This is a genomic window from Paenibacillus sp. FSL H7-0940 (genome assembly GCF_037979415.1).
Taxonomy (GTDB): Bacteria; Bacillota; Bacilli; order Paenibacillales; family Paenibacillaceae; genus Paenibacillus; species Paenibacillus amylolyticus.
This window is the reverse complement of sequence record NZ_CP150280.1, coordinates 1,057,599-1,069,610: the sequence shown is the minus strand read 5'-3', so window position 1 is coordinate 1,069,610 and position 12,012 is coordinate 1,057,599. Positions and strand designations below refer to the sequence as shown.

The window sequence follows — 12,012 nt, the reverse complement described above, 5'->3', positions numbered from 1 at the left end:
TTATCCCTTCACTGGAAAATCATATAGGAAAAATATACTGAAATGCGGACCCCTTTGTCAAGTGGACAGCATACTCAAGTTCAATCCTGGCCTGCTTCCAGGCCACCCGAATACTTCAAGCTACATCGTTACTCTGATACCATCATAGACTTTTCCGCCTTTGGTGGCACCAGATCTACACCGCCTGGATGAAACGGGTGGCATTTGGCAATACGTTTCGCTGTTAACAACGAACCTTTGAGCGCACCGTGCACTTCAATCGCCTCCATGGCGTAAGCCGAACAGCTCGGATAGAACCGACATGTTGGCGGTGTTAATGGAGAGATATAGTTGCGGTACACCCGAATGGGTGCCTGAGCAATTCTGCGCGATAACTTCATGGTCAGTGCTTCCCATGAGCGTGCGTGTGTCCCGATGCCGCTTTGGCCGGAGCATGCTCTGCACAGTCCTTACAATATCCAAATACCTCGAACTTGTGGTCCACAACCTGAAATTGCTCAGGCGCATCCGCAAGCTGCATCGGGCAAAAAATAATAGGATATGTCTTCTGACACTTCAGACAGATCATATGATGGTGATGATGATCTTCACTACAGTGCGCTTTGAATTTAACGCCATCTTCGAAGATGACCTGTTCCAGTACACCCAGTTCCTGCATCACCCGCAAATTACGATATACTGTGTCAAAACTCAGTCCGCTGTAAGTCTTACCCATATATTCATAGACGTCCTTGGGTGTAAGATACCCCGGAGACTCGGCAAATAACCGGGCCAGTGTTTTCCGCTGATCGGTAATTCGAAGCCCCTGTGAGGACATGGTTGAAATAATCTGTTCTGTCGACAGCATGATCTAAAGCACCTCCTGTCATACGAGCATTTTGCATCATTCATAGAGCGACAGTTTATTCGGCAAAAGCAAAAACTTTTGCTTTCTTGTATACCTCTAATAATGCATCAAATTACGATTAGAGTCAACGAAGACACCGGGTTAGGTCATTCCAACATCACATAAAAAGGACTCCATGCACATGCATTGCCATTAGTCTAGCTTGAGCTAATGACATTACATTTTGATGGAGTCCCTTCCTGACGGTTCAGATGATCAATCGTTCGGGCGACTTTTGGGGTGAACGGGTATATATGATATAAGCTTTCACTCCAAACCGTCCGTGCATGTTCATGGTATTACTTTTCAGCCGGAAGCGGCGTGAACAGCAGGTTAACAGGCAAGTTACTTCCTGGTGCCGCCGAGAAGAGAATAGTTACACTCTCGCCGTACGAACCTGTGCGATACATAACACTTTGCTCATTAGGTGCAGTTACAGATTTACCTGTGGAAATCTGAACGACCTGTCCATTCACGAGTGCCACACCTGAATATCTGCCTCCACGAGGGTTGAATGAAATCAACGTGCGCGGAGCAACATTATTCAATGTAATTTTGTACAATACACCGAAGTTACCCGCGTTGGACGCTTCAGTGAAAGCCATAGGGTCCGTTCCTACAAGGTTTGGATCACTTGCATTGTCTCCAAGTGGAAGACGTGCAGGTTTCGACCCTACTTCTTGATCATACGTAATGATCCGTGTTGCATTTGGATAGGTACCACGGTTGTGAACTCCATCACGATCCAGAACCGGCAGGCTCGATAACACTTCCATCGGGTCCTTGTTTTCTTCGATCATGATAATGTTGTAATCCAGTTCATAGTCACTGAATACATCCGAATACAAGGAAATGACTTGTCCCTGTTTCATCGGAAGAACGCTCAGATCATTAAGAATCAGCTTGCTTTCTCCTGGCTGGATGTACACTTTCTTTTGTCCGGTACCATTCTGCATCGACTGGAACCAACGGTCAATCGACAGCTTTCCAGCTACCGTTGCAAAAGGAGACGGTCCTGCAAAACCCATGTTTTGCTGGTCAATGGATGCCGTGTATGCATTGTTGTTTGTCGCTACAACATACATTTTTACGCTTTTGCCCGTGTTGTTCACATGGTGAATCATGAAGCGTGTCTGTCCAAAGGAAGATTCCTTGTACACAATGCCTTCCGTATTCACAGTTTCCGGGCTGTTACTGCGGATCAGCAGACTTGGTTCATCATAATAAGTGAAAGGTACTTTCTCCAATGCCGGTACTCCACCACCGTCAAAAGTGAACTTCTCACCGACTGGTGTGAACAATTGATTAAAGTCAGTCACACTATAAAGTGTTTCTCCCGTAATATTGATCATCTTGGTATAGCTATTGCTAGCACCATGTTTATCGGTAACTGTAATCGTTACGGTCTTCGGTCCTGGAACAAAGAATGCAAGTGCATTGTTATCCCATTCGGTTTTTACAATTGCATTCTCATCATCTGTGCTTTGATCAATATAAGTGATTTTCTCACCCATTTTGTATTCTTCTTTATCTGTCGTAAACATTGCCACAGGTGGCAAATTCGGTCTTTCAACCTTAATAGTAACCGAATACGGATCGCTCCATTGACCACTTGAATCCTGGACCGCATAGGTTACTGTGTATACACCTGGTTGGTCGAATGAATCCTGACGGCCTGTCCAACGCTCATCTACAATGCTGAGTCCCTTGGGAGAGCTGGATCTGGTTGTGTAGGTTACCTGGTCTCCGGCAAAGACCTCTTTTTGTACCGTGAAGCTTGCCACCGGTTTGGTACTCAGATTCAATACAACCGTTTTGGCAGATTGATTTACTTTATACGTAATGTCCAGAGCCTGTGTAATTGAAGTCAACGGCACCATGAACGTATTTTTTTGTTGATAAGCCGCGCCCTTCATCGTTCTGGACACACCATTAACGGTATAGATCTTGCTGTTTGTTTTGAAACGCAGCTCATCTTCACCACTAATAATGATCGTTTCTTTAGTTGTGTTATCATATTTGACATCATAGCCAACCCGATCAACGAGAGCACGGATCGCTACATAGGATACACCATTTTTTACAGCCATCGGCTGTCCAGCAAGATATGTTTTGCCATCTTGCATCATTTTATTACTGTTCATATAAAGAGTGAGGTCTCCACCCCGGCCTCCAGCAACAGATGAACCGCCTGTAGATGGTTGCTCCACTTCTACTGGTGCAGGTGCTGGTGTTTCCTCAGCTGTACCTTCTTCGTCCATAGGTTCAATTACCGGCTCAACAGGAGTCGCGTCTGTTCCTGTAGGAACATCTGTCTCAGGAGGGTTCACTTCTTCAGTTGTTTCATTATTTGATGTTGGAGTGTTTGTTCCGGATTTCACTTCGGATTCCGCGATGGTCTGTTCTTTCTTCACAACCTCCACGGATTTAACTTTGGCTGTATTCACTGATGTAGTATCGCTCTGATCTGCTGATTGTGCATTGGCAGGAATCACTGCAAACGCCTGAAACACAGCAAAAGCGGTAAGTATGGACAATTTCTTCTTCAAATTCATTCTTTGTCTTTGGCTCCTTCTGCTCCCATTTTATAAATATCCCCCTCAAAAAGTCATATTATTAGACGCTTGGAACCGGGAAAAGTTGCTAAAAAGTTAAGAGGAGAATTGTAAACTTTTAATAGAAGGAAAATACTATGAAAATAGTTATCTATCAATTATCTTTTTGGCATTCATATCCCAAAATTAACCAATAGAAAATTCCAACAAAAAAATCTCTCCAGGAGATGGTCAATTAGCACCATATCGCAGAGAGATGTAAGGATTAAATAGGTCTAGCGCAAACGGACAGGTAGACTTCCTGTTGGTTGCAGTCCACCGGTTAACACATGGGACAGTACCCGAACAACTGCAGGTGTATTCTCATATGTACATACATAACTACCCGGCCTCGAGATCTCCAGCAGATCATATGGATTGCGTAGAGCAATTACAATCAGCGAATGATTTTTACTAAGCTTTTCAACCAAAAACTGCTGCCCTTTCGGAAGATGACCTGCCGATGTGTACGTACATACGATAACTTGTTCACTATCTGACACATCAGCCAATATCCGATCTGTCTCATCATAAGTGGGCTGCGTTGTAATTTTGTGCTCACGAACTCTGCCTCGCAGCTGCGATAACGCCATACCCAACGATTCTGTATGGGACCATGGTTCATCCACCTCTGTCCGTTGCACAACCTCAGGCCAGATGACATATACGCCCTTCTCTGGGTCCAACGGCAACAGCCCATCATTATGAACGATGGTAATACTGCTTGAAGCAATCTTGAACAACGTCAATTCGTTGGGCTCAGTGGGTTTAGTGCAATTAACAGGTTCGACATCGGTTGCTTCGACCGTTTCACTCGCTTTCGGCGAAACCAGATGATCATTCTGCTGCCCACAGCGCTTTCTTTTCCATGTCATAATACGTTCAACCGCCTGATGAATAACCTCTTCCGAAATGCGCCCCGTTCGAACTGCTTCCACAATGGCTTCCAGCGCAACAACCTGATCTTGCAAGGTATGACTCACCAGAATCAGATCTGCTCCTGCTTCCACAGCACGAACGGCAGCTTCAGCTACCCCATATGGCTTGGATATTGCATGCATTTCAAGACAGTCTGTAATAATAATGCCTTCAAAACCCATTTCCTCACGTAGCAGACCCGTTAACACCTTATGTGACAACGTTGCCGGAATGGGCTCGGGTTCAATAGAAGGGAACATCACATGAGCTGTCATGATAGCATCAACTCCGGCCTCAATCGCCTTGCGGAACGGTAACAACTCCATCTGTTCCAGCCTGTTTCGATCATGAGGTACTGTAACCATACCAAGATGAGAATCTACAGCGGTATCTCCATGTCCAGGAAAATGTTTGGCAGTAGCAGCTATGCCCTGTGATTGATATCCGGTGATGGCTGCTACGCCATGAGCGGCCACACTTTCAGCATGTTCACCATACGAACGCACACCGATAACCGGGTTAAGCGGGTTGTTATTCACGTCGACCACTGGCGCAAGATTCATATCAATACCGATGTTTTTTAACTCACGACCCAGAATTTGAGCACACTCCAGAGTATATTCCGCATTGCCTGTCGCACCAAGCGCCATATTACCCGGCACTTGGGTCATTCCCTCTTGGTCAATCCGTGCAACCATGCCACCTTCCTGGTCCACCGAAATCATGAGTGGTAGGGCCCCTGCTTCAGCAGCCATATCTTGCAGTTCGGCGGACAGCCGTGTCAATTGATCTACACTTTCGACATTACGCCGGAAATAAATGACACCCCCGACGTGATAGTCACGGATTAAGCGAGTAATCTGTTCATCTGCGTGCTGACTGTGAAATCCACACATCAACAATTGTCCTACCTTTTGCCCCAATGTCAGATCATTCAAGGGTTTCATTCGACCTCTCCTCCCGTTTCCCTTGCTACTACAAACCCAATTGTTTACTCTGCCTGTACTCGGAGGGTTTCATGTGGAAGTGTTTATGAAACACCTTGGAGAAGTACCGGCGCTCCTTGAAACCTGTGGCTTCCCCAATCGCTGTAATGCTCCATTCGGTTGTACTCAACAATAAAGCGGCACTTTCCATCCGTTTCTGCGTCATATATTCCACAAAAGTAACACCCATTTGGGTTTTAAATAGTTGGCAAAAGTATCCCGGGCTGATTCCAAGCCAATCTGAGACTTCATCTATTCCCAAGTCCTGTTGCAGCCGTGCGTCCATATACTCACATGCAGAGAGGATCAGTTCCGATACAGAAGGACGTGGTTGCGTTTGTTTGCCCTGAGAGGCATGGGTAACAACCTCTGCAAGTTCAAGGAGTTCCCTCATGGATACAGCCCCTTGCAGTGCATTCCAAAAGTTCACTTCGTGTTCTTCAGCGAGGGCCTGTACTTCACGCAGTTCCCGAAGCATGTGTACAAGCATAAACCGAAGATTGGTTTCATCTATCCTGTTGAAGGATTGTCCTGAATTCCCCATTTGCTGTTTAAGCCGCTCCAATACATCACGTAACCCCTGCTTGTTCCCTTGACGAATCCACCGAGTAACAAACTCCAGATCTTCTCTTGTAATCCATGAGTTAGCCCCTTTGGAGGCCGTATGATCATACGATAAGGTGGTTTCGGGACAACTCGCCTTCAGCACCTTGTCTTCACTCTCCGAATGGGACATCAGTATTTTTTGACAATGCCGGTATCGCTCCAGAATTTGACTTTCCAGGTTCACGGGCACAGCATCCTGAACAACCCTGAACTTCACACTTGAATCCAAGGACAATATCGCATTTAATTCGAGACACAGTTGATGGGCCAGTTCCTCTGAGCGACGTTTCCACTCACCTGATGCCTCCAGCAGGATGCACCACTCCCCTTTGCGGGTCGCAAGAATCTGACAGTCCTCCGTAATTCGATCTGCCACTTCCCTAAGTCTGGAACTTATGGTCTCATGCCATCGTTGATGCTGAAGCTCGGACCAGCCGATAGAATGGCGAAAATAACCGACCGCATCCACCAGCAGCAACGTATACGGTGTAGCAGTTGTTATGAATTCAGGAACAGAGGCAGGATAGGCAACCTTCAATGGTGCTTCTCCTCGCAAAAGGTCAATCAACTGTTTGTGTCTGATCCAGCTTTCCATCTCTTGGCTGCGATAAAGTTGCGATTCGTTTTCCTGACGTCTCTTCTGGATCTGCCCGGCAAGTTCACGCAGTTTATGTTCAAGATTCAGATAATCAATGGGCTTACATATGTATTCATGTACGTTATACTTGATAGCGGTTCGAGCATATTCAAACTGCTGATACCCGGTCAGCAAAATAATCTCACACGTTTCACCCTGCTCTCGCAGCAAACGAATAAGTTCCAATCCATCCATAGACGGCATCCGAATATCACACAAGAGAATGTCCGGATGACTTTCTGTTACTTTCCCCAGCGCTTCTACACCACTTCTCGCTGTACCTGTGATTTCAATCCCCATCTCTTCCCAGGGTAAAATGTAGTTCAGATTCTCCAGAATCGGCAGCTCATCGTCAACCAGCATTGCAGTCAGATTCATCCGGCTTCCTCCTGCTCATATAATGGAATAATGCATCGAATAACTGTGCCATACCCCGGTGCTGAACATATAAATATGCCATACCCGGCCCCGTATTGAATACGAATTCGATCTGCCACACTTCGTAATCCCAATCCCCTGCGTTCCGTTATGGACGATAATGATTCCGCCCCTTCCGCGAGCATATCTTCCGGTGGATCTTCTGCCATATACTCAAATCGTGCGAGCATTTCCTGGGGAATACCGATCCCATTATCCTCAACACATAACACCAGATGACCCCGTTCTGCATATGCGCTTATCCGCAATACACCTGGATAGGTGATCCCCTCAAACCCATGTTGAATACTATTTTCCACCAGAGGCTGAAGGGTAAGCTTAAGCAGAATTGAGCTGTATAGATGGGGTGGAATGTCAATCTCATAGGTGAACAAATCACTGAACCTGTACTGTTGAATCTCCAGATAACTCTGCAAATGTCTTATTTCCTCACCCAGCGGAATCTCCTCCTGATCCTGAATGCTGATACGAAGCATATTGCCAAGTCTGGTCACCATCTCGCTTACTTTGCGGCCCTCCCCTCGCAGCGCTAACCCATTAATGGATTCCAATGTGTTAAACAGAAAATGAGGTTTGATCTGGGCCTGTAGTACACGCAGTTCCGCTTGGGCCTTCTGATCTTGCTCTGCCCGAACGCGACGGAATAATCCCCCGATCCGATCCAATAGTTCATTGAACCCTTGCGCAAGCAGCTGCATTTCATCGAATCCTTTTCCTTCCACCCTCGCATTAAAGTCACCATCATCCACACGACGCATAAACCTTACAAGTACAGCAATGTTACCCGTAATGCGATTCATGAAAAAAAGATTAAAGATCATCGCTGCGAGCAGACATGACAGAATAATGATGACAGACCAACCTGCAAAGGCATTGGTTTCCGCAGATAAGGCTTCCCATGAAGTCACACTGACGAGGCTCCAGTTATAGTTCTTCAGATGATATTGCGAAATGATGCTCTCTTTGCCGTCAAAGACCGTTCTGACACTGCTAAAACCGGGACCGTAACGGCTGGATTCAGCACCAAGGTTTTGCATGTTCTCACCGTTATATATACCTGCAGGATCATAGACGATCAGCCCTTCTTCATTAATTAACAGGAATGATGTATCCTGTGCCGAATCGCTGATTTGTAGGTGACGGAAGATCCGGTCGATCTCTCCTTTTTTGATCTGAACAACAAGCACGCCGATATTTTGAAAATAACTGAGTTCTTTGACCAGTCTGATCTGGGTGAAGACAGGCTCTACCCCGGTTAATTCGGGATATTCCAGAGGTGCGAGCCATTTAGGCACGCCATTAAGTTGCTGAATTTCGTTGAATAAGGGATGCACTTTGAATTGCTGAAAAGGAAGGGCTTGAAAATTTTCTTTGGTGAAAATGGAGACAATCTGGTTATTCTCGGAAGAACGCAAATCATATAAAAAGGCATAACTAATGAACGGATAATTATATAGAAGGGAACGGAAATTGCGCTGGCTGGCATTCAGGGATAACTGATTACCGGTTCCCAGATCCTGCTTGGTCGGATCTTTGGCATTCAACGCCATTTGAAAAACCGATGTCGCTATCCCGTTGTCGGTCACATTATTAATCTGCTGAAATACATTCTCGATATTGTAGCTGATGGCCTGAAGCGCATATTCGGCCTGTTGATTGTATTTTTTCTCAATCGTATGTGATGTGACCAGAAACATGCCAATGCCCAGCGCACACATCGGTACAATAATCAGCAGCAGAAATGCCAAGGCCAGCTTCATTCGCAAGTTCATATCCCGTTCTCCCTATTAACTGGTTCATGGTATTAACCTTTGACACCACCTGCAGTTACTCCTTCTATAATTTTCTCCTGGAGTATAGCGTAGATCACAAGTACAGGTACAACGCTGTATACAATACCTGCCGACATCTGAGCATAGTTCATCTGATATTGATCCCGAAACTGGACCATGCCCACTGGCAGCGTACGCAATTTATCGGTGGATAAAAAATAGTTGGCGAGTAAAAATTCGTTCCAGTTGCCGAGGAAATTAACGATAAAAACCGTAACAATGGCTGGAACTGTAAGAGGTATCACTATTTTAGCAAAGATACCCGGGGCCCTCAAGCCGTCCATGACCGCCGCTTCCTCAATCTCCCCAGGCAGAGAACGCATAAAAGCCGCCAGGATAATAATTGTAAAGGGGATCGCATTGGCCACATAGGGCACGATCAATGCCAGATGTGTATCCAATATGCCCATTTTGCGAACAAGCAGATAGATCGGAAGCATAAGTGCATTGTTGGGAATAAGCATGCCCGCCAGAATTAAACTGTACAGAAACAGGCTCCATCTCCGGTGTCTCATCCGGGTTACGGCAAAAGCAAACATGGCGCCGAGGACAATCGTACACGCCGACGATAAAACCGAAATGTACAGGCTGTTCCAGAAATACGTGCCAATCTTGGCATTCACCCAAGCCTCCACGTAATTGTTAAACTCCCATGTTGTAGGCAAACCGAATGGATTCAGGGCGATTTCATTGTTATCCTGCTTGAAGGAAGAGAAAATTACAAATAAAAAGGGAAACAAAATCGCGATCAAATACAACATTAACAACACATGAGGTATACTGCTTTTTATGCTTTTCGCCATCAATATTCCACCTTCTCGCCCCGCCTCGCCACCAGCAGTTGATACACCACAGTGAGCACAAGCGTCAGAGCAAAGATCAGCACTGCAATGGTATTACCATAACCATATTTGAAGTTGGTAATTGCATATTTGATCATATATGTCGCCAGAACCTCAGTGGACCCAGCGGGCCCACCTTTGGTCATGACAATCACGATGTCGGCTGCTTTCATGGCACCTGCGATGGACAACATGATCACCACCGAAATGATCGGCCGTATCAGCGGCAACGTAATTCGCATTGCACGTTGTACCGCCGTTGCACCATCGATTGCGGCCGCTTCATCCAGATCACGGGGAATCGCCAGTATGGCCGCCAGCACCATGACAATGTAAAATCCCGTCCACTGCCAGGCATTGGTCACCAAGATGGACAACATGGCAAATCGGTTATCCGATAACCAGTAGATTGGATCGATTCCCAGCACATGAAGCATTTTGTTTAATAGCCCGATATTCGGTTCATAGATGAATCCCCATAAAATACCGATAACGGCTGTCGACATGATGGATGGTAAAAAAACAGCGGTTTTATACAGACCTTTCAGCCTTTTCACATTGGCAATCAGAAGCGAAAACAGGACGATTAGGGGTACCTGAATCAGTACCGAAAATCCGATGAAAAAGCCGTTATTACGTGTGGAAATCCAAAAACGTTCATCGGTCAGTGCCTTCACATAATTGGATAAACCCACAAAACGTGGCTCAGCCGATACCCCATTCCAACTCGTCAGACTGTAATACAGGGAGCTACCAATAGGGTATAGAAAGAACATTACAAACAGAATTAGGGCTGGCATTACAAACAACGTATAGATTAACGGGCTGCGGAGTGAAGTATTCATGGTCAGCCTCCTTCAGTCACTTCAACGATCGCAGTTTCGACTTGAATTCGTTTATTCCACTGAGGCGTTTGCTTCCTCTTGCACCTTTTGCAACTCTTCTGCCATTTTCTCTGGCGTGGTCTGCCCACCAATCAACTTCTGGATTTGCAGATTGCTGATCTCTGTCGTCACATCGGCCTGAACAAGTGCATCAAATGCCGGGAACGACGTCTTGGACGCATTAAGCACAGCCACAATTTCTTTCATCAGATCATCGGTAATGCTATCGGTCAGCACTTTCTCGTCCAGCTTCATGGCAGGCAACACACCATCTTCCACAAGGCCGCGGATCTGCATATCTTCATTGTAGAAATTTTTGATAAAAGCTTTCACTGCGTCCAGCTTCTGCGGGTCATCCGCCACTGCTGCCGAGAATCCGTATCCATTATTCACATCCCGCATCAAAGACGTCTGATCACCTGCTCCGTTCTCTACCGGAGGCATATTGAAGAATCCAACCTTGCCAATGAGCGATTCACCGCTCTGACCTTCCTTAAATACAGATGATTTCCATGTTCCGTCATACATTAATACCGCTTCGCCACTTGTAAATTGCGTGGTATATTCGGCATACTCAAAGCCCAGTTCACCTTTTTTGAAATAACCCTTATCCACCCATTCCTTATGTTTGGCAAAACCTTGCACAACACCCGGATCGGTCCACTTCGCTTCACCTGTTGCAAACTTTGCGGTAATCTCCGGCCCGGCATACCGGGACCACAGATGGTTGGTTAACATAAGCGGCACCCAGCCCGCCTTAGATGCGGAAGCAAGCGGCACTTTGCCATCAGCCTTGATCTCAGCCAGTATATTATCCAGTTCAGCCATGGTAGTTGGGGCTTTCCATCCTTTTTGTTCGAAGTACTCTTTATTATAGAAAAAACCTTCGCCCGAACCGCCAATCGGCAGTCCATATACTTTGCCTTCATACGTAAACGGTTCAAGGGATGTAAACTGGTCCTGAATGCCCAGCTCTTGCAGGATTGGGGTCAGATCAAGCAGCATACCTTCCTTGGCATAAACTTTGGAATCCGGGCTACCGAACAGTTCAAATATATCCGGCGGGTTACCTGCCGCCATCTCTCCGCGAAGCTTTTCCTTACGATTCACATCGGATTCGACACCATCCAGCGTAAAGGTCAGATTGGGTATCTCTCCCTCCACTTTGTCCACAACATCCTGCAGAATGGCCAGTCTTTTCTGTTTGTCGGCTCCCACCTGTGTGTGGCGGAGAAGCATTTCAACCGGTTCCTTACTTGTTTCCTCCACAGGTGTATTGCCTGCGCCTTGCTGTGGCTCGTTACTTGAGCTTGCACATCCCGCCAAAGTCCATGAAGTGATAAGCAATAATGAAAGCAGTAATGTCATTCTTTTTTTCATCTGGTTGAC

At 46.2% G+C, this 12,012-nt stretch carries 9 protein-coding genes; all 9 read right to left on the bottom strand.

Annotation, left to right across the window (positions count from 1 at the left end):
• Positions 1-128 precede the first annotated feature (128 nt).
• Positions 129-380: a membrane protein insertion efficiency factor YidD gene (yidD, locus tag MHB71_RS04520; RefSeq protein ID WP_017687565.1), complete on the bottom strand. Its 252-nt coding sequence runs from the start codon at positions 378-380 to the stop codon at positions 129-131.
• Between the two features lie 2 nt (positions 381-382).
• Positions 383-847: a Fur family transcriptional regulator gene (locus MHB71_RS04515; RefSeq protein ID WP_017687564.1), complete on the bottom strand. Its 465-nt coding sequence runs from the start codon at positions 845-847 to the stop codon at positions 383-385.
• Positions 848-1,185: 338 nt separating this feature from the next.
• Positions 1,186-3,441 (bottom strand): stalk domain-containing protein, encoded by a 2,256-nt coding sequence (locus MHB71_RS04510; protein WP_036674972.1) that lies wholly within the window; start codon positions 3,439-3,441, stop codon positions 1,186-1,188.
• A 275-nt stretch (positions 3,442-3,716) separates the two neighbouring features.
• Positions 3,717-5,345 (bottom strand): beta-N-acetylhexosaminidase, encoded by a 1,629-nt coding sequence (gene nagZ / locus MHB71_RS04505; RefSeq protein WP_340028918.1) that lies wholly within the window; start codon positions 5,343-5,345, stop codon positions 3,717-3,719.
• Positions 5,346-5,373: 28 nt separating this feature from the next.
• Positions 5,374-7,005 carry a response regulator gene (locus MHB71_RS04500; RefSeq protein WP_036614425.1) on the bottom strand — a complete coding sequence of 544 codons (1,632 nt, stop codon included), beginning with the start codon at positions 7,003-7,005 and terminating at the stop codon, positions 5,374-5,376.
• Positions 7,002-8,837 carry a sensor histidine kinase gene (locus MHB71_RS04495; RefSeq protein WP_036614428.1) on the bottom strand — a complete coding sequence of 612 codons (1,836 nt, stop codon included), beginning with the start codon at positions 8,835-8,837 and terminating at the stop codon, positions 7,002-7,004. The genes MHB71_RS04500 and MHB71_RS04495 overlap by 4 nt, the downstream gene beginning before the upstream one ends.
• Before the next feature lie 32 nt (positions 8,838-8,869).
• On the bottom strand, positions 8,870-9,700 hold the full coding sequence (locus tag MHB71_RS04490; RefSeq protein ID WP_036674968.1) for a carbohydrate ABC transporter permease: 831 nt from the start codon (positions 9,698-9,700) through the stop codon (positions 8,870-8,872).
• On the bottom strand, positions 9,700-10,584 hold the full coding sequence (locus tag MHB71_RS04485; protein ID WP_282320858.1) for a sugar ABC transporter permease: 885 nt from the start codon (positions 10,582-10,584) through the stop codon (positions 9,700-9,702). Before MHB71_RS04485 ends, MHB71_RS04490 begins: the two co-directional genes overlap by 1 nt.
• A gap of 51 nt (positions 10,585-10,635) precedes the next feature.
• On the bottom strand, positions 10,636-12,003 hold the full coding sequence (locus MHB71_RS04480) for an extracellular solute-binding protein (protein ID WP_211085310.1): 1,368 nt from the start codon (positions 12,001-12,003) through the stop codon (positions 10,636-10,638).
• Positions 12,004-12,012: the final 9 nt, after the last annotated feature.

Coding starts and splice junctions, on each gene's coding strand:
- MHB71_RS04500 (WP_036614425.1), bottom strand. CDS start 7,005: ATGAATCTGACTGCAATGCTGGTTGACGATGAGCTGCCGATTCTGGAG.
- yidD (WP_017687565.1), bottom strand. CDS start 380: ATGAAGTTATCGCGCAGAATTGCTCAGGCACCCATTCGGGTGTACCGC.
- MHB71_RS04510 (WP_036674972.1), bottom strand. CDS start 3,441: ATGAATTTGAAGAAGAAATTGTCCATACTTACCGCTTTTGCTGTGTTT.
- MHB71_RS04515 (WP_017687564.1), bottom strand. CDS start 847: ATGCTGTCGACAGAACAGATTATTTCAACCATGTCCTCACAGGGGCTT.
- MHB71_RS04495 (WP_036614428.1), bottom strand. CDS start 8,837: ATGAACTTGCGAATGAAGCTGGCCTTGGCATTTCTGCTGCTGATTATT.
- MHB71_RS04490 (WP_036674968.1), bottom strand. CDS start 9,700: ATGGCGAAAAGCATAAAAAGCAGTATACCTCATGTGTTGTTAATGTTG.
- MHB71_RS04485 (WP_282320858.1), bottom strand. CDS start 10,584: ATGAATACTTCACTCCGCAGCCCGTTAATCTATACGTTGTTTGTAATG.
- MHB71_RS04480 (WP_211085310.1), bottom strand. CDS start 12,003: ATGAAAAAAAGAATGACATTACTGCTTTCATTATTGCTTATCACTTCA.
- nagZ (WP_340028918.1), bottom strand. CDS start 5,345: ATGAAACCCTTGAATGATCTGACATTGGGGCAAAAGGTAGGACAATTG.